The 24,160-nt window shown below is 62.5% G+C and carries 22 protein-coding genes, 1 tRNA gene and 1 riboswitch; of the genes, 11 read left to right on the top strand and 12 right to left on the bottom strand.

The window, feature by feature from the left end; genetic code table 11:
• Nucleotides 1-42 precede the first annotated feature (42 nt).
• Nucleotides 43-116: transfer RNA gene (locus tag AB8B20_RS22645), tRNA-Gly, on the bottom strand.
• A gap of 166 nt (nucleotides 117-282) precedes the next feature.
• Here AB8B20_RS22645 and AB8B20_RS22640 point away from each other — a divergent pair.
• From AB8B20_RS22640 to AB8B20_RS22625, 4 genes are read left to right on the top strand one after another with little or no spacing between them, the layout of a single operon-like run.
• A complete protein-coding gene (locus AB8B20_RS22640) occupies nucleotides 283-861 on the top strand; it encodes a methylated-DNA--[protein]-cysteine S-methyltransferase (RefSeq protein WP_439073504.1) in 579 nt (192 codons plus the stop codon).
• 9 nt (nucleotides 862-870) lie between these two features.
• The gene (locus AB8B20_RS22635; protein WP_439073505.1) at nucleotides 871-1,713 is read left to right on the top strand and encodes a helix-turn-helix domain-containing protein; all 843 of its coding nucleotides are present in this window, start codon (nucleotides 871-873) and stop codon (nucleotides 1,711-1,713) included.
• 35 nt (nucleotides 1,714-1,748) lie between these two features.
• The gene (locus tag AB8B20_RS22630) at nucleotides 1,749-2,150 is read left to right on the top strand and encodes an SRPBCC family protein (RefSeq protein WP_439073506.1); all 402 of its coding nucleotides are present in this window, start codon (nucleotides 1,749-1,751) and stop codon (nucleotides 2,148-2,150) included.
• A complete protein-coding gene (locus AB8B20_RS22625) occupies nucleotides 2,147-2,674 on the top strand; it encodes a hypothetical protein (RefSeq protein ID WP_439073507.1) in 528 nt (175 codons plus the stop codon). The genes AB8B20_RS22630 and AB8B20_RS22625 overlap by 4 nt, the downstream gene beginning before the upstream one ends.
• 7 nt (nucleotides 2,675-2,681) lie before the next feature.
• On the opposite strand, the gene AB8B20_RS22620 is transcribed toward AB8B20_RS22625, so the two are convergent.
• Both AB8B20_RS22620 and AB8B20_RS22615 read right to left on the bottom strand, forming a co-directional pair.
• A complete protein-coding gene (locus AB8B20_RS22620; RefSeq protein ID WP_439073508.1) occupies nucleotides 2,682-4,127 on the bottom strand; it encodes an MATE family efflux transporter in 1,446 nt (481 codons plus the stop codon).
• Nucleotides 4,128-4,256: 129 nt separating this feature from the next.
• Nucleotides 4,257-5,309: a hypothetical protein gene (locus AB8B20_RS22615; RefSeq protein ID WP_439073509.1), complete on the bottom strand. Its 1,053-nt coding sequence runs from the start codon at nucleotides 5,307-5,309 to the stop codon at nucleotides 4,257-4,259.
• Between the two features lie 128 nt (nucleotides 5,310-5,437).
• Between AB8B20_RS22615 and AB8B20_RS22610 the strand changes: the two genes are divergently transcribed.
• Nucleotides 5,438-6,778 (top strand): PQQ-dependent sugar dehydrogenase, encoded by a 1,341-nt coding sequence (locus AB8B20_RS22610; protein ID WP_439073510.1) that lies wholly within the window; start codon nucleotides 5,438-5,440, stop codon nucleotides 6,776-6,778.
• Between the two features lie 170 nt (nucleotides 6,779-6,948).
• On the opposite strand, the gene garD is transcribed toward AB8B20_RS22610, so the two are convergent.
• On the bottom strand, nucleotides 6,949-8,493 hold the full coding sequence (gene garD / locus AB8B20_RS22605; RefSeq protein WP_439073511.1) for a galactarate dehydratase: 1,545 nt from the start codon (nucleotides 8,491-8,493) through the stop codon (nucleotides 6,949-6,951).
• Between the two features lie 162 nt (nucleotides 8,494-8,655).
• On the opposite strand from garD, the gene AB8B20_RS22600 reads away from it, so the two are divergent.
• Nucleotides 8,656-9,510 carry an SDR family oxidoreductase gene (locus AB8B20_RS22600; RefSeq protein WP_439074052.1) on the top strand — a complete coding sequence of 285 codons (855 nt, stop codon included), beginning with the start codon at nucleotides 8,656-8,658 and terminating at the stop codon, nucleotides 9,508-9,510.
• A 19-nt stretch (nucleotides 9,511-9,529) separates the two neighbouring features.
• Here the strand turns inward: AB8B20_RS22600 and AB8B20_RS22595 are convergent, their stop codons facing one another.
• On the bottom strand, nucleotides 9,530-10,522 hold the full coding sequence (locus tag AB8B20_RS22595; RefSeq protein WP_439073512.1) for an aldo/keto reductase: 993 nt from the start codon (nucleotides 10,520-10,522) through the stop codon (nucleotides 9,530-9,532).
• A gap of 139 nt (nucleotides 10,523-10,661) precedes the next feature.
• On the opposite strand from AB8B20_RS22595, the gene AB8B20_RS22590 reads away from it, so the two are divergent.
• Together AB8B20_RS22590 and AB8B20_RS22585 are read left to right on the top strand one after the other, a co-directional pair.
• Entirely contained in the window at nucleotides 10,662-11,555 is an 894-nt protein-coding gene (locus tag AB8B20_RS22590; protein ID WP_439073513.1) for a LysR family transcriptional regulator, read from the top strand.
• Between the two features lie 229 nt (nucleotides 11,556-11,784).
• Nucleotides 11,785-12,447, top strand: coding sequence for an outer membrane protein (locus AB8B20_RS22585; RefSeq protein WP_184512957.1), 663 nt, complete (start codon nucleotides 11,785-11,787; stop codon nucleotides 12,445-12,447).
• Between the two features lie 93 nt (nucleotides 12,448-12,540).
• Here AB8B20_RS22585 and AB8B20_RS22580 read toward each other — a convergent pair whose 3' ends face one another.
• Nucleotides 12,541-13,647: a 2'-deoxycytidine 5'-triphosphate deaminase gene (locus AB8B20_RS22580; protein ID WP_068737579.1), complete on the bottom strand. Its 1,107-nt coding sequence runs from the start codon at nucleotides 13,645-13,647 to the stop codon at nucleotides 12,541-12,543.
• A 107-nt stretch (nucleotides 13,648-13,754) separates the two neighbouring features.
• A riboswitch (SAM riboswitch) is annotated at nucleotides 13,755-13,834 on the top strand.
• A gap of 83 nt (nucleotides 13,835-13,917) precedes the next feature.
• On the opposite strand from AB8B20_RS22580, the gene AB8B20_RS22575 reads away from it, so the two are divergent.
• The gene (locus AB8B20_RS22575) at nucleotides 13,918-15,099 is read left to right on the top strand and encodes an O-succinylhomoserine sulfhydrylase (RefSeq protein ID WP_093758062.1); all 1,182 of its coding nucleotides are present in this window, start codon (nucleotides 13,918-13,920) and stop codon (nucleotides 15,097-15,099) included.
• Between the two features lie 155 nt (nucleotides 15,100-15,254).
• Here AB8B20_RS22575 and AB8B20_RS22570 read toward each other — a convergent pair whose 3' ends face one another.
• Genes AB8B20_RS22570 through opgC form a run of 3 tightly spaced genes read right to left on the bottom strand, consistent with a single transcriptional unit; the run spans nucleotide 15,255 to nucleotide 18,237 of the window.
• Entirely contained in the window at nucleotides 15,255-16,226 is a 972-nt protein-coding gene (locus AB8B20_RS22570; protein WP_439073514.1) for an SGNH/GDSL hydrolase family protein, read from the bottom strand.
• Complete coding sequence (locus tag AB8B20_RS22565) at nucleotides 16,226-16,984, bottom strand: SGNH/GDSL hydrolase family protein (RefSeq protein ID WP_439073515.1); 759 nt, start codon at nucleotides 16,982-16,984, stop codon at nucleotides 16,226-16,228. The genes AB8B20_RS22570 and AB8B20_RS22565 overlap by 1 nt, the downstream gene beginning before the upstream one ends.
• On the bottom strand, nucleotides 16,981-18,237 hold the full coding sequence (gene opgC / locus AB8B20_RS22560; RefSeq protein ID WP_439073516.1) for an OpgC domain-containing protein: 1,257 nt from the start codon (nucleotides 18,235-18,237) through the stop codon (nucleotides 16,981-16,983). The genes AB8B20_RS22565 and opgC overlap by 4 nt, the downstream gene beginning before the upstream one ends.
• A gap of 242 nt (nucleotides 18,238-18,479) precedes the next feature.
• Here opgC and apaG point away from each other — a divergent pair, with 242 nt between their 5' ends.
• Nucleotides 18,480-18,872: a Co2+/Mg2+ efflux protein ApaG gene (gene apaG, locus AB8B20_RS22555; RefSeq protein ID WP_089266768.1), complete on the top strand. Its 393-nt coding sequence runs from the start codon at nucleotides 18,480-18,482 to the stop codon at nucleotides 18,870-18,872.
• 959 nt (nucleotides 18,873-19,831) lie between these two features.
• Here the strand turns inward: apaG and AB8B20_RS22550 are convergent.
• Nucleotides 19,832-20,830, bottom strand: a complete 999-nt coding sequence (locus AB8B20_RS22550) for an Hsp33 family molecular chaperone (protein WP_089266767.1) — start codon at nucleotides 20,828-20,830, stop codon at nucleotides 19,832-19,834.
• Nucleotides 20,831-20,959: 129 nt separating this feature from the next.
• On the opposite strand from AB8B20_RS22550, the gene AB8B20_RS22545 reads away from it, so the two are divergent.
• Nucleotides 20,960-21,769, top strand: coding sequence for an aminoglycoside phosphotransferase family protein (locus tag AB8B20_RS22545; RefSeq protein WP_439073518.1), 810 nt, complete (start codon nucleotides 20,960-20,962; stop codon nucleotides 21,767-21,769).
• A gap of 7 nt (nucleotides 21,770-21,776) precedes the next feature.
• Here the strand turns inward: AB8B20_RS22545 and argF are convergent, their stop codons facing one another.
• A complete protein-coding gene (gene argF, locus AB8B20_RS22540; RefSeq protein ID WP_068737593.1) occupies nucleotides 21,777-22,715 on the bottom strand; it encodes an ornithine carbamoyltransferase in 939 nt (312 codons plus the stop codon).
• The gene (locus tag AB8B20_RS22535) at nucleotides 22,715-23,941 is read right to left on the bottom strand and encodes an aspartate aminotransferase family protein (protein ID WP_093758055.1); all 1,227 of its coding nucleotides are present in this window, start codon (nucleotides 23,939-23,941) and stop codon (nucleotides 22,715-22,717) included. Before AB8B20_RS22535 ends, argF begins: the two co-directional genes overlap by 1 nt.
• Nucleotides 23,942-24,160 lie beyond the last annotated feature (219 nt).

The following is a 24,160-nucleotide window of genomic DNA, read 5'->3' as shown; positions in this document are numbered from 1 at the left end:
AAAACAGCCAGCAAAACTTTCAAGGATTTCCCGGCTAAGTGCTGGAGCGGACGGAGGGAATCGAACCCTCGTATGCAGCTTGGGAAGCTGCCGTTCTACCATTGAACTACGCCCGCATCGTCGCGTCATCTGATCTAGCCGAGACCGGCCGATCCGCCAAGCGGATTGATGGCAGCCGGCTACAGTTTCATCGCGCTGCACACCCGGCCGCGCCCTTCGAAAGGTAACCGCTCCAAAGATTCCAGATGACGGCTTCAATTCGCCTGCTAACATCCCTTCGGGATGGCTGGGCACGGATACACAACCTTCGACACGTCGGTGGGCCGATGCGGTATCGCATGGGGCGACGCCGGCATTGTTGGCGTGCAGTTGCCGGAAGCGCGCGAGATCGAGACCCGGCGCCGCCTGCTGCAGCAATTTCCCGATGCGCGCGAATTCCGGCCGCCGACCGATGTCGACTACGCCATCGAGGGCATCGTTGCGCTGCTGCGCGGCCAAGCCGTCGACCTCGTCGATATCCCCGTCGACATGCATGGCCTGCCGCTGTTCAATTGCCGCGTCTACGAGGCGATCCGGATGATCCCGCGTGGCGAAACCCGCACCCATGCGGAGATCGCAGCAAAGCTCGGCGCCAGCGGTGCGGTCTATTCGGTCGGGCAAGCCATCGCGCGCAATCCGTTTGCGATCCTCGTGCCATGCCACCGCGCATTGGCCGTTGCGGGCCAGACCAGCGGCTTTGCCGGCAATGGCGGCATCATCACCAAGTCGCGGCTGCTCTCGATCGAGGGCGCGCTGGCGGGCCGGACGACCACCCTGTTCGACGCCCTGCTGTCGGTTGCCCCGTCACGCCCGCAGGGCTAACCTCCGCATATGCAGGCAACAACACTGTTCCAGAGCAACGCTATCACCGTCACGGACTATCGCTGTACGGCGGGTCCGGACGACGAGCCGTTTTCCGAACAGCACGCCGGCCATTCGCTCTCCTATGTTCGCAAGGGCAGTTTCGGCTGTCGCTGCCGCGGGCAATCGCACGAACTCATCGCCGGCGCGCTACTGATCGGGCACCCCGGCGACGAATATACCTGCCATCACGAGCATCATGGCTCTGGCGACGAGTGCCTTTCATTCTCCTTCGCGCCTGAGCTGATCGACACCGTCGGCGACGCCAGGGACATCTGGCAGCAGGGCGCCATCGCGCCACGCGCCGAATTGATGGTGCTGGGCGAGCTCGCGCAGGCCAGCGCAGAGGCGCACAGCGATCTCGGGCTCGATGAGATCGGTCATGCCTTTGCGTCGCGTTTTGTCGACGTCGTCTCGGGCGAGCCGCGCAGGCGTGTGAACGGCAATGCACGGGATCGCCGGCGCGCGGTCGAGGCCGCGCTGTGGATCGACGCCCATGCCAGCGAGGAGATCGATCTCGATGCGGCCGCCCGTCAGGCCGGATTGAGTCCGTTTCATTTCCTGCGCCTGTTCAGGAATGTGCTCGGCGTGACACCGCACCAGTATCTGGTGCGCGCGCGGCTACGGCGGGCTGCAAACCTGTTGGTCGAGAAAGACCGCGCCATCACCGACATCGCCTTCGATGTCGGCTTCGGCGATCTCTCGAATTTCGTGCGCAGCTTCCATCGCGCCGCCGGCGTCTCGCCCCGCGCATTTCGACAGGCTTCCCGCGGCGACCGCAAGATTTTCCAAGAACGGCTGGCCGTGCACTGAGTAACTTGCCGTCCTGATCAACCGGGAGGCACAGCATGGCATCGATTCACAAAGAGATTTTCCTTGGCGCACCGGCAGACGATGTCTGGTCCGCACTGGCCGACTTCGGCGCGTTGCATACAAGGCTGGTGCCGGGCTTCGTCACCGACACAAAGCTGGACGGCGACGCGCGTATCGTGACGTTCGCCAATGGGTCCGTCGCACGCGAAATACTGGTCACCTGCGATCACGACCGGCAGCGCCTCGTCTATGCCATCGTCAGCGAACGTATCAGCCAGCACAGCGCGTCAGCGCAGGTGTTTGCCGATGGCGATGCGCGCTGCCGGTTTGTCTGGACGGCCGACGTGCTGCCGAACGAGATCGCGCCCTATATGAGCAGCCAGATGGATCTGGGCCTCGCAGCGATGCAGAAGCAATTCGGGAAAGTGGTGGCATGACAGCCTCTTTCCTCGATGCGCTCAAAGCCGATGGCCCTGCCCCGGATCGCATCGGCCAGATGGATCTCTATGGCTGGCTGATCGGCGCCTGGGATCTCGATGTGGTCAGGTATATGCCGGACGGCGGAGAGCGCCGGCGCAAGGGCGAATGGCATTTCGGCTGGGTGCTGGAGGGTCGCGCCATCCAGGACGTCTGGATCGTGCCGCCGCGCGGCCGTTTGCGCGACGGCGACGCCGCAACGAATGCCTACTCGTATGGAAGCACGCTGCGGATCTACGATCCGCGCATCGATGCGTGGCAGATCCAGTGGACCGATCCGGTGATGCAGAATTTTCTCACCATGACCGGCCGCAAGCAGGGCGACGACATCATCCAACTCGGCCGCGACAATGACGGACGCCCGATCCGCTGGAGCTTCTCGCAGATTACGCCGCGCTCGTTTCTATGGCGCGGCGAGACCTCGCATGACGACGGCGCGACGTGGCGGCGCGATGTGGAATTTACTGCGACACGCGTCGGCTAGAGACTGCTCAGACGAGCTCCGGCCGGATCTCGGGCACGGGACCGGCCTTCGGTCCCCACGGCGTCAGCAGCACGCTGAGTGCCGACAGCACGCCGAGCAGCACCATGGACGCCGCCGCGAGCCAGAAAAAGCTTGTGGCCGAGGCATCGATAGACAGCAGCCACCAGCCTCCAACGCTGACGAAGACCAGCCGCGCGGTTTGCGCTAGCACCGGGCCGAGTACCTTGGCGGCGCCCTGCGAGGCAAAATAGGCCACCGTGGACAGCCCCAGAAAGGCATACATTGGCGCACAGGTGGCCAGATAGGTCCGGCTTGCCGCACGCACACCGGCATCATTGGTGAACATATTGACCCAGGCATCGGGGAAGATCGCGATCAGTGTGCCGAGCAGGCCGACGACACCGAAGGCGATCACGCTGCCAGTCCAGGTCACGCGGCGCGCACGCGCGATGCGGCCAGCGCCGATTGCCATGCCGACGATCGGCACCGAGGCGATACCCACCGCGAAAGCCAGCGTGCTCAGCATGAATTCGAGCCGCGCACCGATACCGTAGCCGGCCAGCACCGCGGTGCCGTATTGCGCCAGCATATGGGTGAAAATCAGGAGAGTCAGAACGCCCTGTAGCGGATTGAAACAGGCGATGGCACCCACTTTCAGAATATCGAAGAACATCCCGCGCTGAATGCGGAAGCCCTTGATCTGAGGCCGGACTCGCGCACGACCGGAAAAGACATACCAGCCCATGACGCCTGTGCCGATCGTGAATGCAATCAGCGTGCCCGCCGCGACGCCGGGCATGCCGAATTGCGGGATCGGACCGAAGCCGAGGCCCAGCACGCCACCGAGAACCACCTGCAAGGCAGCCCCCGCCATCTGCATGGCGGAGGGCATCTTCATGTTGCCGGTGCCGCGCAGGATCGCCGCGAAGGTATTCAGCAGCCAGGGGATCGCGCCACCAGCGAAGAAGACGGTGATGTAGCCCTGCGCCTGGCTCAGCACATTGCCGCGGCCACCAAGCAGTTGCAGCAGCATGGAGCCGAAGGTCAGCATGCCGACCGTGAAGGTGAGGCCGAAGCAGATGGCGATCAGCAGCGCATGGCCCGCCAGCGTATCGGCGCGCGCGCGGTCGCCGGCGCCGAGCGCGCGCGCGATGGCCGAGGACACGCCACCGCCCATGGCGCCGCCGGACATGGTCATGGTCAGCATCACGAAGGGAAACACCAGCGCCATCGCCGCCAAGGCTTCGGTGCCGAGCCGGCCGACATAGGTGGTCTCGAAAATAACGACGACGGCGCCTGCCGTCAGCGCGACGACATTGGGCCAGGCCAGCCGCAGGATGGTCGGCAGAATGGGATGATCCAGCAGGGGGTTTTTGGCCGGAGCCTTCAGGCTCGGAAGCGGCTGCTTGTCGGCATCGACCAATCGGGGTTCGGCGACGACAGCGTCGGACATGCATTCTCCCTGAGCTTCCGGTCTTGCCTGCCGGACACCTCGTTCCTAGCACCGATCGCGGACAATGCCATGCGCGACGCACGCATGGGGGATGTTCGATTTGCACTGCAGTATCAAGGGAGCGAGGCGCTAGCCGACCGACCAGATGAACGGGAGCGCACCACCTCGTGCCGGCGTCATCGCGACGGGTATATTGCGACCGCATCCGGCGGCGAGGCCCTCGACCAACCCCTGCAAGGCCCTCGCGCAGGCGGCATTGTTGTCGGCGACGCCGTCCATCAATTTCCAGCTCTGCTGCCGGATCTCGAACTGGCCCTCGGACTTGCTGATCTCCACGACATCGTCCTGCGCCGCGAACAAGGTGCCCAAAAATTCTGCGAAGACCTTGGCGTCGCCACGCTGTAAGCCGAAGCCCGCGGAGACCTCGTCGAAATACTGCATGCCGATCAGCTTGCCGGTGAGATGCAGCAAATAACCGGCATCGACCGGACCGAACAGTTGAACCGCCACAGGCGCTGCGGTCCGTACATATTCCATGGCGTAGTTGCGATAAGCCTTTTCCAGCCGGGCTTTCGGCCAGCTATCCACCGGCAACGCGGGTGCCTTGGCGGGATCGAACAACGGCGCTTCCAGATGACGCGCGAACACCAGACGCTGATCGATATCCAAATCATGGTCGTATTCGCAGTAATAGCCTTCGAGCCCATCCTGCCCGTCGACACTCTGCTTGGTGCAAACGAAACCCATGCGGGGATTGCCGAGCGAGACGCCATTATTGGCGTGCCAGCCGCGCAGCATCGCGCGCGAGACCTCGCCGGGCACACCGCAGATTGCCGTGCCGCGCCAGATCCAGCGCGGCGGCGGATAGCGGATCCAGGCCTTGCGGTCGCTCTCATACATGTACTCGACCGACACGCCGCCGATCCAGTTCGAGAGATAGTGATACTGGGCCGCAGCGACCGCGGGTGGCAGGCCGGACAGACCGAGCTTCACGAGTCCCGGCAGAAACCGCTCCTGCTGCTGCCGGCGAAATATCCGAAACATGAACTCGGCGGCGTCTGCCGTGCCGCGGCGCGTGACCGTGGTCAGGATCAGGCCGGTGAAATAGGCGTGATAGAGATCGGCAACGCTGCGCCAGCGCGTCCATGTGCCTTCGTCGCTCGTATTTGTCGGTCCGGTCATCGTTTCTTCCCTGATTATTGGGAAGGACCATAGCCGCGCATCACCCCGGCTTCACATGAAATTCATGCAGGGAGGTCGAACGTTCCTGCATCGCGCGCATTGAATTCCGTCAGCCACAAGGACATTCCATGCGCCAGAAATTCCTGCTTTCCGCCTGTCTCGTCGCTCTGGCGCTACCGCTGGCCGGATGCAACGAACAATCCACCATCGCATCCGGCGAGGATTTCGGACCGTCGCCGAAACTTGTCGAGCCCCACAAGTCGCTGATCCCGACGGTCAATGTCTCCAAGGCTGTCGGCTGGCCCGAGGGGGCCAAGCCGAAGGCTGCGGACGGCATGACGGTCAACGCTTTTGCGCGCGGGCTCGATCACCCACGCACGGTCTATGTGCTGCCCAATGGCGACGTGCTGGTGGCAGAAAGCAATGCGCCGCCGAAACCGGAAGATGGCCAGGGCATCAAGGGCTGGGTCATGAAACTGGTGATGGGCCATGCTGGCGCGGGTACGCCGACGGCAAATCGCATTTCGCTGTTGCGCGACGCGGATGGCGACGGCGTCGCCGAGACCAGGACAGCGTTTCTCGAAGGGCTCAACTCACCCTTCGGCATGGTGCTGGTGGGCGACGAATTCTTCGTCGCCAATGCCGATGCCGTGGTGAAGTTTCCCTACAGGACCAATGATACCAGGATCACAACGCCTGCCGTGAAGGTGGCTGACCTGCCCGGCGGCCCGATCAATCACCACTGGACCAAGGATCTCACGGCGAGTCCCGACGGCACGAAACTCTATGCAACCGTCGGCTCCAACAGCAATGTCGGTGAGAACGGCATGGAGGCCGAGAAAGACCGCGCCGCGGTGATCGAGATCGACCGCGCGACCGGCGCCTCACGCGTCTTCGCATCCGGCCTGCGCAATCCCAACGGCCCGTCGTGGCAGCCGCAAAGCGGCGCGCTGTGGGTGACAGTCAACGAGCGCGACGAGATCGGCAGCGACCTTGTGCCGGACTATATGACCTCGGTGAAGGATGGCGGCTTCTATGGCTGGCCTTACAGCTATTACGGACAGCATGTGGATGTCCGCGTGCAGCCGCCGCACCCTGATATGGTCGCCAAGGCCATCGCGCCGGATTACGCACTCGGCGCACACACAGCATCACTCGGGCTGACTTTCAACACCGGCGATCTCTTCCCCGCCAACATGAAGAACGGTGCTTTCATCGGACAACACGGCTCGTGGAATCGGCGCCCGCAAAGCGGCTACAAGGTGATCTTCGTGCCCTTCACCGACGGCAAGCCATCAGGCAAACCGCAGGATGTGCTCACCGGCTTCCTCAATGACAGTGGCGAAGCGCAGGGACGCCCGGTCGGCGTGCGCATCGACAGCAAGGGCGCACTACTGGTGGCCGACGATGTCGGCAATACGGTCTGGCGCGTGACGCCATCGGGCGCGAAGGCGGCAGCGTTGAAGTGACACCAGAGCGCTGACGAAGCTCCGTCATGGCCGGGCAGCGCGAAGCGAGGGCTTCACTTGATTGTCCCGGCCATCCACGTCTTCCTGAGTTTATGGCCGAGACGTGGATGCATGGCACGAGGCCGGGCATGACGAGTTTTTATTACTTCGCCTATCCCACTTGAAATACTTCACGTCACCGGCGCGGGGTTGAACAGTACCAGATCGTTGTGCAGCCCCCATTTGTCCGCCCACACCTGCTTGCGGCCGCTGGCAACGTCGAGGATCAGCTGGAACAGCTCCCAGCCGGCTTCCTCGATGGTCATCTCGCCACTGGCAATGCGGCCGGCGTCGAAATCGATCAGGTCCGACCAGCGTTTCGCCAGTTCAGTCCGCGTCGAGACCTTGATGACCGGCGCCTGCGCCAGCCCATAGGGCGTGCCACGTCCCGTGGTGAAGATCTGCATCTGCATGCCAGCGGCGAGTTGCAGCGTGCCGCAGACGAAATCGCTCGCCGGCGTTGCTGCAAACAGCAGTCCCTTCGTCGTCGCGCGCTCACCCGGACCAATCACGCCGCTGATCGCTGATGATCCGGACTTGACGATGGAGCCCAATGACTTTTCGACGATATTGGCGAGACCACCCTTCTTGTTTCCGGGCGTCGTATTGGCGCTGCGATCGGCGCCGCCCCGCGCCAGATAGGAATCGTACCAGTCCATCTCGCGTATCAGCGCGCGGCCGACATCCTCGTTGACCGCACGGCGTGTCAACAACTCGATAGCGTCACGCACCTCGGTGACTTCGGAGAACATCACCGTTGCGCCGGCGCGCACCAGCAGATCGCTGGCGAAGCCGAGAGCGGGATTGGCGGTGACGCCGGAAAACGCGTCGCTGCCGCCGCATTGCAGGCCGATCACGAGGTCGGAAGCCGGGCAGGTCTCGCGCTTGCGCTGGTTGAGAATCTTCAGCCGCGCTTCGGCCATGGTGGTGATGGTATCCACCATGTCGCCAAAACTCTGGTTACTCTCGTCCTGCAGGCGCATCATGCTGGCGGGATCGTCCTTCGGCAACAATCGCTCCGGCGCCAACTTCTCGCAGCCGAGGCCGACCACCATCACCTCGCCGCCAAAATTGGGATTGCGCGCGATGTTCTGCAACGTGCGGATCGGAATATAGGCATCCGGCGCATTGATGGCGACGCCACATCCATAGCCATGGGTGACAGCGACAACGTCATCGACATTGGGATAGCGCGGCAGCAATTCCGCCTTGATCCGCTTCAGCGCGAATTCCAGCGTGCCGGCGACGCATTGCACCGAGGTGCTGATGGCGAGAATGTTCTTCACCCCGACGGAGCCGTCGCGATTGCGAAACCCTTCGAATGTGTAGTCGTTCAGAGGCGGCTGCGGTTCCGGATCCGCATTGGCAATCTCAAGGCTGTCGAGGTCCGGCGCATCTGGCATGTGGATACGCGCCTCCTCGACCCATTCGCCGGCCGAAATCATATCCAGGGCATAACCGATGATCTCGCCGTAACGGATGATGGGCGCATCCTTTGCGATATCGGAGAGCGCCACCTTGTGCCCCTGCGGCACGAAGTTACGCAGCTCCAGGCCGCCGGTCATCAGGGTGCCCGCGGGAAGGCCGAAATCATTGACGATGATGGCGACATTGTCGCGCGCATTCAGTTTGATGTAGCGCGGCGCATATGCGTCTGCTGCCAGCGTGGTGGCCATCGCCTTGTCCTTCCCAAATCTGCCGGCATTCGCGCCGGTCTCGCAGCAGAGCAGTAGCACAAAAGATGGCGGTGTCGCGCACTTGACCGGCACGCTCTGCAGCCCGAATGATGATCTTGAAATGGGCCGGCGCGCCCGAATTCATGCAGAAATGGAATGAACGTGCGTCTTTTCGTCTTCGGGCTCGGCTACAGCGCAAACCGCTTCATCGCCCGGCATGGCGTTCAATTCACCGGGATTGCCGGCACCGTCCGCACGGCCGGCACATCCGCAGCCTTGGCGTCAGCCCGCGATATCGAGACGCTCGTCTTCAACCCTGATGTCGCCGATCCCCGCATCGCCGATCGTCTCGCAAATGCCGATGCACTGCTCGTCTCGATCCCGCCCGGCGCGGATGGCGATCCCGTGCTGCAGACTTTTGGCTCCGAGATTGCCGCCAGCGGCATCCGGCGCATCGTTTATCTCTCCAGCGTCGGGGTTTACGGCGATCATCAGGGCGCCTGGATCGACGAAACTGCCCCGGTCTTTGGCGAGGGTCGGCGTAAGGCACGTATCGATGCGGAAGCCGGCTGGCGCGCTCTGGTTGGTGATCGCACGACGATCCTGCGCATCGCCGGCATCTACGGCCCCGGCCGCAATGCGCTGGAAAATCTCAAAGCCGGCAAAGCCCATCGCATCGTCAAGCCGGGCCAGGTGTTCAACCGCATTCATGTGGATGACATCGCAACATCTGTCGCCGCAGCATTCGATCACGCGCAGACCGGCATCTTCAATCTCTGCGACGACGAGCCGGCGCCGCCGCAGGACGTCGTGACATTTGCCGCTTCGCTGATGAGAATCGCGCCGCCGCCCGAGCAGGACTTCGCAACCGCCGAGATGAGCCCGATGGCGCGCAGCTTCTATGCCAGCAATGACCGCATCTCGAATGCGCGGCTGAAACGCGAGCTCGGCGTGAAGCTCGCATTTCCGACCTATCGCGAAGGCCTCACGGCGCTGTGGCAGCGGCGCGAGACCTAAGCAGCGAGTGACCTGCGGACTACCGGCCGGTCATCGCCTCCAGCCTGTCCGGATAGCGGTTGCCCTGCACGGTGATCTTCGCAGCAGCGCTGTCGATGTCCTGCAGATCGCCAGCCGTCAGTTCGACAACCGCAGCACCGAGGTTCTCTTCAAGCCTGTGCAGTTTCGTGGTGCCCGGGATCGGCACGATCCACGGCTTCTGGGCCAGCAGCCACGCCAGCGCTATCTGCGCGGGTGTCGCCTGCTTCCGTGCCGCGATCTCGCCAAGCAGATCGACAAGAGCCTGATTGGCCTTGCGCGCTTCGGGCGTGAAGCGCGGCAAGATATTGCGGAAGTCTCCGCTGTCGAGCGTCGTGCTCTCGTTCATGGCGCCCGTGAGAAAGCCCTTGCCGAGCGGACTGTAGGGCACGAAGCCAATCCCGAGTTCTTCGAGCGTCGGCAGCACTTCCTTTTCGGGACTGCGCGTCCATAACGAATACTCGCTCTGGATCGCAGTAATCGGCTGCACGGCATGGGCACGGCGAATTGTCGTCACACCCGGTTCGGACAGGCCGAAGTGCTTCACCTTGCCCTCGCGGATCAGGTCCTTCACCGCGCCGGCCACGTCCTCGATCGGCACGTCGGGATCGACGCGATGCTGGTAGAACAGATCGATGGCATCGATCTTCAAGCGCGTGAGCGATGCTTCGGCGACCTCACGAATATGCGCGGGTCGGCTGTCGAGACCAATCTGCTGACCGGTGGCGGGATCGAGCCTGAAGCCGAATTTGGTGGCGATGACGACCTGATCGCGAACCGGCGCGAGCGCCGCGCCGACGAGTTCTTCATTGGTGAACGGACCATAAACTTCGGCGGTGTCGAAGAACGTGACGCCGAGTTCGACCGCCGCGCGGATCAGCGCGGTCATTTCTGTTGTGTCGGCCGGAGGCCCGTAACCGAAGCTCATGCCCATACAGCCGAGACCGATGGCCGAGACCTCCAGTCCGCTGCGTCCGAGTTTGCGTGTCTTCATGTCAGATCTCCTGTGCCATCCGGCGAATGAGCGGCTCCCGGACTGGTGGGATTTTGCCGCCGACATGCGACATTTGGAGATCGTGCGCCCATGAGACTAGATGATATAATCTGCACGCACTTATCAGCCGGATTCATGAATGGCCCGCCAGACAATCGACGACCTCCTCGCCTTCTTTGCCGTCGCGAAGGAGGCGAGCTTCACGCGCGCAGCCGCCAAGCTTGGCGTCTCGCAATCCGCGCTCAGCCACACCATTCGCGGTCTTGAGGAGCGGCTTGGACTGCGGCTCCTCACCCGAACCACCCGCAGCGTGGCGCCGACCGAGGCTGGCGAACGCCTGATCCGGACGATCGGCCCCAAGCTGGAAGAGATCGACGCCGAACTCGCGGCGGTCACGGAGCTGCGCGAGAAGCCGGCCGGCACCATCCGCATCACCACCGGTGAGCATTCCGCCGAAACGATCATCTGGCCCGCCCTCGCCAAGCTGCTGCCGCGCTATCCCGACATCAAGGCCGAACTCGTCGTCGATTACGGCCTCATCGATATCGTTGCGGAACGCTACGACGCGGGCGTTCGCCTGGGCGAACAGGTCGCAAAAGACATGATCGCCGTCCGCATCGGACCGGACTTTCGCATGGTCGTGGTCGGCGCACCGTCCTATTTCGCCAAACGACCGCTGCCGAAACGCCCGCAGGACCTCACCGCGCATGACTGCATCAATATCCGTCTGCCGACCATGGGCGGCCTCTATGCGTGGGAGTTCGAGAAGCGTGGGCGCGCCTTGAAAGTGCGCGTCGATGGCCAAATCGTGTTCAACAACATGTCGCTGCGCCATAAGGCGGTGCTGAACGGACTGGGGCTGGCCTATTTGCCGGAGGATCGCGTGCGCGAGCACATTGCCTCAGGCCGGCTTGTTCAAGTGCTTGACGATTGGTGCCAGCCGTTCTCGGGTTATCACCTTTATTATCCGAGCCGCCGACAACCGACATCCGCATTCGCGGCGCTGGTTGAAGCGTTGCGTTACCGTGGCTGATCAACGGTTGTCGTGTTCCAGCGCCTCAATCCGAACGTGATTGAAACGAAATCGCACATTGTGAAAAGTTCCTGAATCAATTTGGGCAATGCTGTGTCCTAAGCGCGACGTGGTCGCCAAAGCTGCCTTTTTCGTTTAAGGTGCTGTTGCACGCGTGTGACAGCAATCACTGCGCAATAGTCTAGGTTGCCTTTCGTCATCCCCCGTCGGGATTGAGAAGGAACACCTGATGAAGAAGCTTCTATTGTCTACCGCTGCTCTGGCCCTCGTCGCTTTGGCCGCTCCGGCGTCCGCTGCTGACCTGGCTGCGCGCCCTTACACCAAGGCTCCGGCCTATGCTCCGGCTGCTCCGATCTACAACTGGACCGGTTTCTACATCGGCGGTCACATCGGCGGCGCGTTCCCGGGCAACGACAACAACCTGCTCGGCGGCAGCAATGACGGCACGTTCATGGGCGGTGTGCAGGGTGGTTACGACTACCAGTTCGCCCCGAACTGGGTGTTCGGTCTTGAAGCCAATTACAGCTTCCTCTCCACCAGCAGCAACTTCGACAATCGCGGCCTCGGTTCGGTCACCGGTCGTCTCGGTTACACCTGGGGTCCGGCCCTGCTTTACGTAAAGGGCGGTTACGCCTGGGCTGACTCGCGCTTCACCAACGGCTTTGCCGGCGATGGTGGCCGCGATGGCTACACGGTTGGCGGCGGTCTCGAATATCTGTTCACCCAGAACTGGTCGGGCAAGGTCGAGTACCAGTATTACGACTTCGGCAACGTCAACTTCATCACGCCGACCCTCGCCGTTGGTGGTTTCAAGAACGACGAGCACACGATCAAGGCCGGCCTGAACTATCGCTTCAATCTGGGCAACTTCGGCGCAGGCTTCGTTCAGTAAGCCTGACGATCTATCGTCTACTTCGTCTCCAGAAAAAACTTAGGCCCGCAGCAATGCGGGCCTTTTTTCTTGCTTACTCGGAGCGGTGAGCGATCAGACTTTGAAGTGCTTCGACAGCTTCAGGCTCTGGCCCTGATAATTCGAACCGATGCGCTGGCCGTAGAGGGCATCCGGACGATCCAGCATACGCTCATAGACGAGACGACCAACGATCTGGCCGTGTTCGAGAATGAACGGAACTTCGCGCGAGCGCACTTCCAGCACGGCGCGCGAGCCCTTGCCGCCGGCGCCATCATGACCGAAACCGGGATCGAAGAAGCCGGCATAGTGGACGCGGAATTCGCCGACCAGCGGATCGAACGGCACCATTTCGGCGGCGTAGTCCGGCGGCACCTGCACGGCTTCCTTGGAGGCGAGAATGTAGAACTCGCCGGGATCGAGGATCAGCGTGCCGTCCTTGCGCGCCGAGATCGGCTCCCAGAATTCATTGACGCTGTAGCCACCGCGACGATCGATATCGACCACGCCGGTATGACGCTTGGCGCGGTAGCCGACGAAGCCCGAGGCGTTCTCGCCCGACAGATCGACCGACAGTGCGAGGCCATTGTTGAGATCGGCCGTGTCGCTGTCGACCAGCGGCTCTTGCGCGTGGAGTTCTTCCAGCGCCTCGGTGTCGAGCACCGCATCGCCGACCCGGAAACGGACCTGCGACAGGCGCGAGCCTTCGCGCAGCAATACCGGAAATGTCTTCGGGCTGATCTCGGCATAAAGCGGCCCGTGATAGCCCGCACCGATCACATCGAACCGTCTGGTGCCATCAGCAATCACCCGCGTGAACACATCGAGGCGTCCCGTGGAGCTCTTCGGATTGGCGGCAGCGAAGATGTTCGGCGGCAGCGCTAGGCTCTCGATCAGCGGCACGATGTAGACGCAGTTGGTTTCGAGCACCGCGCCATCGGACAGATCGATCTCGTGCAGCTTCAGCTCGTCGATGCGCTCGGCGACCGTCGAATTCGGCCCCGGCAGGAAGCTGGCGCGCACGCGATAGGCGATGGAGCCAAGCCGCAGATCCAGGCTGGCGGGCTGAATCTGGCTCTCGACGAAGGGATATTCCGGCAGGATCAGGCCGGCATCGGCCATCGCCGCAATCATGCGGTCGGGCAGAATTCCATCGGCATCGGGGGCAAGCGTAAACGGCACAGGTCTCGTCCTTCGGTCGTCCTTCAGCGAGAATACACTGAAAAATAGCGACTTTACCGGTTATCTCAGCCCCGCCTTGACGAAAAGGGCAAGCGGGAATATGCACATCGTTATCCCGTGGTGATTTGAGCCGGCCGGCTTGCAGCCACGTAAAATAAGTCGCTAAACAGGCCGGGGACACATGTCCTTCCAGCATGCGATCCCGGCCTGAGGACGTCCGTCCAGGCCGGTTTTTTTGTGCCCGTGCTACGCGGGTACGTTGGAGGTCACATGTCTACGAAGTCCTATCGCCCCGAAACCCGGCTCGTTCATTCCGGCGCGCTGCGCTCGCAATTCAACGAGACGTCCGAAGCCCTCTTCCTCACGCAGGGCTTCATCTACGAGACCGCAGAAGCCTGCGAGGCGCGGTTCAAGGGCGAAGATCCCGGTTTCATCTATTCGCGCTTTTCGAATCCGAATACGTCGATGTTCGAGAGCCGCATGATCGACCTCGAAGGCGCGGAGGCTGCACGCTCGACGGCCACCGGCATGGCCGCCGTGACCACCGCCATTCTCGCGCCGCTGCGCATGGGCGATCACGTCGTCGCCGCCAAGGCGCTGTTCGGCTCCTGTCGCTACGTCATCGAAGAGTTGCTGCCGCGCTACGGCATCGAATTCACGCTTGTCGATGGACTCGACCTCGACCAGTGGCAGAAGGCGATGCGCCCGAACACCAAGTCGCTGTTTCTCGAAAGCCCGACCAATCCGACGCTCGACGTGCTCGACATATCAGCCATCGCTGACATCGCCCATGCCGGCGGTGCGCGGCTGATCGTCGACAACGTGTTCGCGACGCCGCTCTGGCAGAGCCCGCTGGCGCTCGGTGCAGATGTCGTCGTGTATTCGGCGACCAAGCATATCGACGGACAGGGCCGCTGCCTCGGCGGCATCATCCTGTCGTCGAAGGACTTCATCGACGAGCACATTCACAACTATCTGCGCCAGACCGGCCCCTCGATCTCACCGTTCAATGCGTGGACGCTGGTGAAGGGACTGGAGACGCTGGCGATCCGCGTCGAGCGGCAAACCCAGACGGCCGCGGCGATCGCGGATGTGCTCGCCCAGCATCCGAAGATTTCGCGGCTGATCTATCCGGGCCGCGAGGATCATCCGCAGGCGGCAACGGTGAAGAAGCAGATGCGTGCGGGTTCGACGCTGATCGGCTTCGAGGTAAAGGGAGGCAAGACAGCGGCGTTCCGCGTCCTCAACGAGCTGAAAGTGGCCCGCATCTCCAACAATCTCGGCGACGCGAAGAGCCTCGTCACGCATCCGGCGACGACGACGCATCAGCGTCTGCCGCTGGAGGCGCGACTCGAACTCGGGATCACCGAAGGCTTCATCCGCTTCTCGGCCGGCCTCGAGCATCGTGACGATCTGATCGAGGATCTTCAGGCGGCACTGGCGAAGGCGTAGCCAATCTCTCCATCGTCATTGCGAGGAGCACTAGCGACGAAGCAATCCAGACTTTCTTTCAAGCAAGACTGGATTGCTTCGCTCAGCGAAAATCGCCGAAGGCGAATTTCGCGGGCTCGCAATGACGGCTGAGAGGCATTCGCCCCTCTTCGAACTTACAGCGGCTTCTGCGCCTGCTGAATCTGCGGCTCGTTGATGCCGAGCTTCACCTGGCCGACCGACTTGATGATGTTGTCGCCCAGCAACTGCGCGAAGCAGGCATAGCCCCAATCGTTCATATGCAGGCCGTCGGCAATGACGAAGCTGTCGAAGGACATCTGCTGGCCTTCGTGCCATTCCTTCATCACTTCGAAGCGCGGGAAGATGCCGACCTTGCGCAGTTCGGCCACCTTATGCAGCAGCGAGACCATCTTGCTGGTGCCCTCTGGCCGCGTATTCACCAGCGGCGAATATTGCGGATCGACCAGCACCAGATCGGCACCCGCCGCCTGAATGCGGGCGACGCCGTCTTCCACCATCTTGCTGGTTTCGCCGGGATCGAGATTGCGCAGCACCGCATTGGTGCCAACCTGCCAGATCACGAGGTCAGGCTTCGAATTGATCACTTCGCTCTGCAGCCGCGCCATCATTTCCGGCGCATCTTCGCCGCCCTTGCCGCGGTTGAGCACGGTGATGTTGGCCGACGGGTAAGCACGATGCAGCTGCGCTGCAAGGCGGTTCGGATAGGTGAATTCCGGCGCTGTCGAACCGTAGCCTTCGGTGGAGGACGAGCCGAACGCAACGATGACCACGGGCTTGCCGGCCACGAGCTTGCTGGCCACATGCGGCAGCGCGCCCATCGCCTTCATGCCGCCTTTCGGTGTGCGGCAGGGGACGCGGCTCAAGATATCGGTCGCGGTCTTTGCGACTTCCTTGACCCTGTCGATGGCCTTCGCAGCAACGCCCTTCTTCGCGGCGTCCGCGGGATCATTCACCGTAACGCTCTGGTCAGCGCCCTTGCCGTCAGCCGGGGCGGCCTGCGCCGCTTCGGCATGCGCGATGGACGATGAGATCGGGAGTGCGAGAGTCGTAGAGGCAGCAAAGGCAGCGACGACAGCAAAGCGAGACAAATGGCCGACGAAACTCATTAACGCTGAATCCTCAAATCCGCTGCTTTGATCTTGGCCGCATCGACGACAAAGGTCGAAAGCGCCCGGCCAAGACAATCATGCACCCGCTTCGCCAGCTCCATGCCGGGCGACGCGCTGAACAGGTCAAAATCACCGCTCTCATTCCAGTGCCGCATGATGGCGAAACGGTCGAACAGCGGGACGTCGTGCTGCTGCGCCACCACACGCATGTTATCTAGGTAGGCAGAGCCGGAAATCATCGTCTCCGTGCGCGGACTGTACTGCAGATTCATTAAAATGACGTCAGTTCCGGCCTTTTGCATGGCGGCAACGCCCTCATCCAGGGCGTTCCGGAAGTCGTCGGCGTCGGCCTGTTTCATGGCATCCACGGTTCCGGTCTGCCAGATCACCAGGTTCGGCTTCTTGTCCGTCACCAGCTGTTCCAGGGTCGGGGCCATTTCCTCGGCTGTCTTCTTGACCTGCAGCTCCAGTGCCACGTTCACCTCGACGCCCGGTAGCTTCTCCTTCAGATAGGCCTGTAGGCGGTTCGGATAGGCTGCGGAGTGGTCTGAGACCCCGATCACCGAGGATCGGCTGCCAATGACCAGAATATCGAGCTTTCCACCCGGTTTGGCCGCAGCCTGGACCTTGGGCAGAGTGCTTTCGGAGGTCAGGAGGTAGGCGGGAACCTCACAGGTATGCGCGGGCGGTTCGGCCCGGACAGGAGCCGCCACCAGCAGGCCAGCCAGCATCGTGAGCCGCAGAACGGCCTTCATGCTTCCCCTCCTGCGAGATCCGCGTCGGATCGTTTGGCGCGGGATCCGCCTTTGACAGTGACGCCCTTGTACCACGAAAACACCCAGGCGGCGGTTGACATAACAACTATGCCGAGGAAGCTGACCAAGGCATGCATGCCGGCTCCGCCGGCGACCTCAGCCAGCACGAAATGGCCGGCAAAGGCCAGGAACACCCCGATACAGAAGATTTCGAGCGAGTGCTGGCCGCACAGCACCATCGGCCGCAACCAGACCGATTTCAGCCCCGGCCAGTCCTTGGGCAGGAAACGGACGGTGAGCGCCGCCAGCGCCAGGAAGTGGGCGAAGCGCAGCACGTCGAGATCGGTCTTGTTGATGGGATACATCCACTGCTCGATGACCTTCGGCAGCAGATGGTGGATCTGCGGAATGTACCAGGTCAGCGTCACCCAGAACGCCGCCAGAAGATAGGCCACGCAGAGCCATAGCGTGATGTTGGACGACAGTATCCGCGACATCCTGACGGCGCCGCCCAGTGCGCACCAGGCGCCAAACACGAACAGCAACTGCCAGGCGAACGGATTGAAGGCCCAGACGCCATTCGGGTAGGCGGTCAGATGCAGGTCGAATTCCCAGGTCAGCGCATAAAGACCGACCGACAGCGCCAGCGTGAGATCGGCGCGGCGCCGCATCAGCCAGAGGATCGGCGGCAGGAACAGCATGAGGACGATATAGAGCGGCAACACGTCCATGTTGACCGGGCGAAATTTCAGTAACAGCGCCTGAACGATGGTCACGTCGGGCTGTTTGAGAAAATCGAGAATCCCCATTTCCTCGGAATAAAGCGGGTTCTCGAACCGCGTCGCAACATAGGAGATTTCCGCGAGGAAGATCGTGAACAGGAAGACGTGGGCGACATAGATCTGCCAGACGCGCTTGAAGATGCGCGCGCTGGCCACCAGCGTGCCCTGCTCCTGCATCGCGCGGCCATAGACGAAAGCGGCGGTATAGCCGGAGATGAAGATGAAGATCTCGGTGGCGTCGCTGAAACCGTAATTACGGATCGTCAGCCAGGTCAGGATATTCGGCGGCAGGTGATCGATGAAGATCAGCCACAGCGCCAGCCCGCGAAACAGATCGAGGCGCAATTCGCGTTCGGTGCCTGCGACGGGAAACGACACGGCATCGGCACGCGTCGAGGCGCGCGACGCGGACACGTGGGAGGACGCATCTGCGTGGGGCAGGCCGGCAATCGGGTCGGCAACAGAGGTCATTCAGCACCGCTCAACGGAAATCGTCGCATGATGAAAATCGACCGCCCCACACCACGCAGGCCATCTGCATGGGGCGATCCGTCACGTCATAGCCAAATCAGGGATCGATTATGGGGTAACTATGTTGAAACCGCGATGGGTTGCCGCCGTTCCGCGCAGCACTCCACGCCGATTTTCCCTGGATTTGGCCGGTAACGTGTTTTTCGCTATGCTTGCGACGCATTTTGAACGATGACACCGCCATGTACCGCGCCATAACACGACAGATCGAAGTCACCGTCGAACCGAATTTCATGCCTGAAAGCTCGTCGCAGGAGAAGCGACAGTTCTTCTGGTCCTATACGGTCGTCATCACCAATGCCGGCAAAGAGACCGTGCAGTTGAAGACCCGGCACTGGATCATCACCGATGCATCCGGCCGCATGCAGGAAGTGCGCGGCGAAGGCGTCGTCGGCGAGCAGCCCGTGCTCGGCCCCGGCGAACGCTTCGAATACACATCGCGTGTGCCGCTGCCGACAACGTCCGGCTTCATGGAAGGCACCTATCAGATGGTGACCGATACCGGCGAGCCGTTCGAGATCGACGTGCCGCTGTTTTCGCTGGACGGACCGGACGGAAAGCGCGTGCTGAATTAGGCGACCGCCGTAGAAATGTAGGATGGGTAGAGCGTCTTCGCGAAACCCATCATCACCACCGTATGTTGATGTTGGTGATGGGTTTCGCTCCGGCGCAAGATGCGCCTGCGCTCTACCCATCCTACGGCCTCATCGCAGATTCAACTGTCAAACAGCCACTGTCCTTCAGACATGCGTCATCGCCCCCATTGTTTGCGGCGCGGGGGCGCCGTCGTTGCTTGCATTCCCGCCCCCTGTGAGAGGGCGTGCGGAACGCCGGGTGCCCGTTGCACCCTTGGGCCTGATGCGAATGCGGTCTTCCGCAGAGTAGTGTGCATCAGGACTTTCGGAGGCGCCGAGCGATTGCCCGACGTTCCGCCTGCGGTGTTTTTTCGGTTGCCTGCACATCTGCCTTGGCGAACGGCCCCATCACCAAAATTAGTGTCCCAGGGCGGAGGGACAGGGTAGCCTCAAGCTCTTGGCCGAACGCGTTTCGATTTGGTCGTCCGTCACACTGTCCAGGGCTCTTTCCATCTCAAGGTCGGCCGTCTCCTTGCCAGTGGCAGTGCTGGCGCAGATCCGTCCTGCCCGAAGACAGACGTTCCCCCATGAACCGCGTGACGCCGCATCTCCGGCGTCCACCGCATCCCACCCCGCGAACGTGACGATCGCGATCGCCCCTCTCGGTGGGGCAGGACGAGGGGGAATATAAACCTGATGGAGATGCTGTCAACCGAGGATAGGAAAAAATGTTTGGTGCGGGCTTGTCCCACGTTCGTCATTCCGGGGCGGCTGCGCGCCTTCGCGCAGGCGAACCCGGAATCCCGACCTGTTCACCGCAAAACACTTAGAGATTCCGGGCTCAGTCCGGTCCGCTTCGCGGTCCGTCCTGCCCCGGAATGACGAGTGTGGATTGAGTTTCCTCGCCGCAACAATTGGTGTGCCGGGGAATGACAGCGGGGCGTGACGCGGGCGAATGCCTATTCCACGCCCGCTTCCTGCGGTGTGAACTCATACACCGACGAACAGAACTCGCAGGTCACGACGACCTTGTCGTCCTTGACCATGTCGGCGCGGTCCTGCGGCTCGAAGCTCTTGAGCATGCCGGACACGGCATCGCGCGAGCAGGAACACTCCGCGCGCAGCGGCGATGAGGCGAAGACGCGGACGCCGCGCTCGTGGAACAGGCGATACAGCAGCCGCTCGCCGGACAGATCGGGATCGATCAGCTCGACATCCTCGACGGTGCCAATCAGCGACTGGCCCTCGACCCAGGCGTCATCTTCCGGCACAGCATCCACCTCCGCGCCCTCCGGCGCATCGCCGGCATGGAGGTCGCGCTGCACGCGCTCCGGCGCCTTTGGCAGGAACTGCAGCAGCATGCCACCGGCGCGCCAGCGATGTGTCGGGCCACCTTCCTCGCCGCTGCGCCATTCCTCGCCGACGGCGAGGCGCACCTTGGTCGGAATCTGTTCGGAGCGCAGGAAGTATTCATGTGCGGCATCTTCCAGCGTACCGCCGTCAAGCGCGACGAGCCCCTGATAGCGGCTCATATCCGCCCCCTGATCGACGGTCATCGCCAGATGGCCCTTGCCGAGCAGCGCCGCGGTGCCGAGACCGGGCAAAAGGCGCTCGGCATCGAACCGCGCATAGGCGCGCATTTTATCCGGCGCGCGGAAGTCGACGATCATCAGCGACACCGGACCATCGGTCTGGGTCTGCAGGATGAAGCGGCCGTCGAATTTCAGCGAGGAGCCGAGCAGCGTGGTCAGCACGATGGCCTCGCCGAGCAGCTTGGCCACCGGCGCGGGATAATCATGCTTGGCGAGCAGCTCGTCGAGCGCCGGGCCAAGCCGCGTCAGCCGCCCGCGCAGATCGAGCGGGGCAACCTCGAAGGGCAGCACCGCGTCATCGACCGGAACGGAGGACGGCGCGCGGATGGGGGCGTCGGGCTGGAGATTTGGATTTGATGGGGTCATGGCGCTCTATGTAAGGGCGAGGAGCTGAAATCGAAACCCCGCAAAGGGGCAAATGTCCGAACGAATACAAGGCATCCGGCGACGATTTGCCCCCGCTCGGATGAAATATCTACCAAGTATAAGCGAACGATGTTTGAAACCTACCTTAGGCGATGGCACCTCGTCCCGGACGGCACGGCCATTACCTCCCACGCCGGATATTTGCTGCCAGTCCTGCATCGGGGCCAGCCGGCGATGCTGAAACTGGCCAGGGGCGAGGACGAACGCGCCGGCAGCGCGGTACTGGAATGGTGGGACGGCGACGGCGCCGCGCGGGTTCTGGCCCGCCATGACGACGCGTTGCTGATGGAACGCGCACAAGGGCCGGCCTCGCTCTCCGACATGGCGCGTGGTGGACAGGACGACGAAGCCTCGCGCATCCTGTGCGCCGTGGCGGCGCGGTTGCACCGGCCAAGGCAAAAATCGCCGCCTCCGCTGGTACCGCTGCAGCATTGGTTCCGCGAACTCGCGCCGGCCGCAGCGACCCATGGCGGCCTGTTACGTCGCTGTTCCGAAACGGCCAACGCTTTGCTGGACGACCCGCGCGAGGTGACCGTACTGCACGGCGACCTCCACCATGACAATGTGCTGGACTTCGGGGAGCGTGGTTGGCTTGCCATCGATCCGAAGCACATCATCGGCGAGCGCGGCTTCGACTTCGCCAACATTTTCACCAACCCGGATCTCTCGGACCCCACGCGCCCGGTCTCAACCTTGCCAGGCCGTTTCCAGCGGCGTGTCGAGGTCGTCAGCGACGCGGCCAAACTCGATCGCTATCGCTTGCTGCAATGGGTCCTGGCATGGACCGGCCTCTCGGCCGCATGGTTCCTCGGCGACGACGATCCGGCGAGCATCGACTTTCAGGTGGCCGAGCTGGCCGCGACAGAACTCGATCGCTGATCGCGCCTCACGCCACCGCGTTGAGGCACCAGGCCAGAATGCCCTTCTGCGCATGCAGACGGTTTTCGGCCTCGTCGAACACCACCGACTGCGGACCGTCGATGACCTCGTCGGTGACCTCCTCGCCGCGATGCGCCGGCAAGCAATGCATGAAGAGTGCGTCCGGCTTGGCCAGTGACATCAGGCGCGCATTGACCTGATAGGGTTTCAACAGGTTATGGCGGGTCTCGCCGTCCTTGTCGCCCATCGACACCCAGGTGTCGGTGACGACGCAATCGACGCCCTTCACCATCGCATCGGGATCGTCGCTGAAGGTGATCGGCGCGTTTGCCGCCTTGACCCAGTCCTTGAACGGCTTCTTCGGCGACAGCTGCGGCGGTGTCGCGATATTGAGTTTGAACTGGAAGCGCTCGGCCGCATGCGCCCAGGACATCAGCACATTGTTGTCGTCGCCGGTCCAGGCCACGGTGCGGCCCTTGATCGGGCCGCGGTGCTCCTCATAGGTCATCACGTCCGCCATCACCTGGCAGGGATGCGAGAACCGCGTCAGGCCATTGATGACCGGCACCGTCGCATTCTCCGCGAGCTCCATCAGCGAGTCATGATTGAGGATGCGGATCATGATGATGTCGACGAAGCGCGACAGTACGCGTGCGGTGTCGGCAATGGTCTCGCCGCGACCGAGCTGCATTTCGGCGCCGGTGAGCATCACGACTTCGCCGCCGAGCTGGCGCATGCCGACCTCGAACGATACGCGGGTGCGCGTCGAGGGCTTCTCGAAGATCATCGCCAGCGTCTTGTTCTTGAGCGGACGATCGGGCTCGGCATTCGAGCCATCCCGCCCTTTCAGCTTCGCCTTCATGGCGGCAGCCGCGTTCATGATATTGCGCAACTCGCTGGCCGGCACGGCCGTGAGATCGAGGAAGTGCCGCGGTGACGTGCTCATCACGCGGCTCCCTGCGTCTTGGCAGATGAACCGAGGGCCACGCAGGCCTGTTCCAGCCGCTGCACGGCCTGCTCGATCTCGGACTCGCTGACGATCAGCGGCGGCAGGAAGCGCACGACATTGTCGCCGGCGCCAACCGTCAGCAGCTTCGCGTCACGCAATGCGGCCACGAGATCACCAGCCGGCACCACGGCCTTGAGGCCGATCAGCAGACCTTCGCCGCGCACTTCGCTGAGCACATCAGGGTGGCCGTCGACCACGCCCGCGAGTTTCTGTTTGAGCAGCAGCGACATCTTCTTCACATGGTCGAAGAAACCGGGCTTCAGCATGATATCGAGCACGGAATTCGCAGCAGCGACCGCCAGCGGATTGCCGCCAAAGGTCGAACCATGGGAGCCGGGCGCCATGCCTTCGGCCGCTTCCGCCGTGACGAGGCACGCACCGATCGGGAAGCCGCCGCCGAGCGCCTTGGCCAGCGACATGACATCCGGCGTCACACCGATGCGCTGATAGGCGAACAACTCGCCGGTGCGGCCCATGCCGGTCTGCACTTCGTCGAAGATCAGCAGGATGCCGTTCTTGTCGCAGAGTTCGCGCAGCGCGCCGAAGAACGCGTTGCTCGGCGCACGCACGCCACCCTCACCCTGCAGCGGCTCGATGAGAATGCCGGCGGTGTTCGGACCGATCGCCTTCTTCACCGCTTCGATATCGCCGAGCGGCAACTGATCGAAGCCGTCGAGCGGCGTGCCGTAGCCTTCGAGATATTTGGCAGCGCCGGTCGCTGCGAGCGTGCCGAGGGTGCGGCCATGGAACGCGCCTTCGAAGGTGATGATGCGCGTGCGCTCGGGGTGGCCCTTGGAGAAATGATAGTGGCGGGTCACCTTGATCGCGCATTCCATCGCTTCCGCACCCGAATTGGCGAAGAACACGAAGTCGGCAAAGCTCTGTTCGCACAGCCGCGCGGCGAGGCGCTCGCCGTCCGGGCTCTTGAACAGGTTCGACATGTGCCAGAGCTTGGTGGCCTGCTCCTGCAATGCGGCGACCATATGTGGGTGCGCATGGCCCAGCGCGTTCACGGCAACGCCGCTGGTGAAGTCGAGATAGCGCTCGCCATCGGTTCCAATCAGCCACGCGCCTTCACCGCGCTCGAAAGCGACATCCGCACGCGCGAAAACAGGCAGCAAGTGAGCCTGAGAGAGGGGCGAAGACGTTGCGTTGCTGGTCATAACCGATCCGATCGAAAAGACTGCGGCCGCGTCGATGACAACTGTGCGAAATCGAACAACGGACCCTAGAAACGAAACGTGCCGCCCTTCTCGGGCGGCACGTGGGCATTATTCTATGTGTGCTGTGAAGACTGTCAACCGCGCACTGCGGCTTTCGAGTCACACGGAGTCGCAGAAAAAGCCGATTTTGCAGCTTTATTTGCAGAAGCATGTGGACGC

This window comes from Tardiphaga sp. 866_E4_N1_4 (assembly GCF_052076075.1).
GTDB classification, from domain to species: domain Bacteria; phylum Pseudomonadota; class Alphaproteobacteria; order Rhizobiales; family Xanthobacteraceae; genus Tardiphaga; species Tardiphaga robiniae.
Note: the sequence above shows the minus strand (reverse complement) of the source record. Positions and strands in the feature narration are given on the sequence as shown.

Coding starts and splice junctions, on each gene's coding strand:
- AB8B20_RS22640 (WP_439073504.1), top strand. CDS start 283: ATGGCTGGGCACGGATACACAACCTTCGACACGTCGGTGGGCCGATGC.
- AB8B20_RS22635 (WP_439073505.1), top strand. CDS start 871: ATGCAGGCAACAACACTGTTCCAGAGCAACGCTATCACCGTCACGGAC.
- AB8B20_RS22630 (WP_439073506.1), top strand. CDS start 1,749: ATGGCATCGATTCACAAAGAGATTTTCCTTGGCGCACCGGCAGACGAT.
- AB8B20_RS22625 (WP_439073507.1), top strand. CDS start 2,147: ATGACAGCCTCTTTCCTCGATGCGCTCAAAGCCGATGGCCCTGCCCCG.
- AB8B20_RS22620 (WP_439073508.1), bottom strand. CDS start 4,127: ATGTCCGACGCTGTCGTCGCCGAACCCCGATTGGTCGATGCCGACAAG.
- AB8B20_RS22615 (WP_439073509.1), bottom strand. CDS start 5,309: ATGACCGGACCGACAAATACGAGCGACGAAGGCACATGGACGCGCTGG.
- AB8B20_RS22610 (WP_439073510.1), top strand. CDS start 5,438: ATGCGCCAGAAATTCCTGCTTTCCGCCTGTCTCGTCGCTCTGGCGCTA.
- garD (WP_439073511.1), bottom strand. CDS start 8,493: ATGGCCACCACGCTGGCAGCAGACGCATATGCGCCGCGCTACATCAAA.
- AB8B20_RS22595 (WP_439073512.1), bottom strand. CDS start 10,522: ATGAAGACACGCAAACTCGGACGCAGCGGACTGGAGGTCTCGGCCATC.
- AB8B20_RS22590 (WP_439073513.1), top strand. CDS start 10,662: ATGGCCCGCCAGACAATCGACGACCTCCTCGCCTTCTTTGCCGTCGCG.
- AB8B20_RS22585 (WP_184512957.1), top strand. CDS start 11,785: ATGAAGAAGCTTCTATTGTCTACCGCTGCTCTGGCCCTCGTCGCTTTG.
- AB8B20_RS22575 (WP_093758062.1), top strand. CDS start 13,918: ATGTCTACGAAGTCCTATCGCCCCGAAACCCGGCTCGTTCATTCCGGC.
- AB8B20_RS22570 (WP_439073514.1), bottom strand. CDS start 16,226: ATGAGTTTCGTCGGCCATTTGTCTCGCTTTGCTGTCGTCGCTGCCTTT.
- AB8B20_RS22565 (WP_439073515.1), bottom strand. CDS start 16,984: ATGAAGGCCGTTCTGCGGCTCACGATGCTGGCTGGCCTGCTGGTGGCG.
- opgC (WP_439073516.1), bottom strand. CDS start 18,237: ATGACCTCTGTTGCCGACCCGATTGCCGGCCTGCCCCACGCAGATGCG.
- apaG (WP_089266768.1), top strand. CDS start 18,480: ATGTACCGCGCCATAACACGACAGATCGAAGTCACCGTCGAACCGAAT.
- AB8B20_RS22550 (WP_089266767.1), bottom strand. CDS start 20,830: ATGACCCCATCAAATCCAAATCTCCAGCCCGACGCCCCCATCCGCGCG.
- AB8B20_RS22545 (WP_439073518.1), top strand. CDS start 20,960: ATGTTTGAAACCTACCTTAGGCGATGGCACCTCGTCCCGGACGGCACG.
- argF (WP_068737593.1), bottom strand. CDS start 22,715: ATGAGCACGTCACCGCGGCACTTCCTCGATCTCACGGCCGTGCCGGCC.
- AB8B20_RS22535 (WP_093758055.1), bottom strand. CDS start 23,941: ATGACCAGCAACGCAACGTCTTCGCCCCTCTCTCAGGCTCACTTGCTG.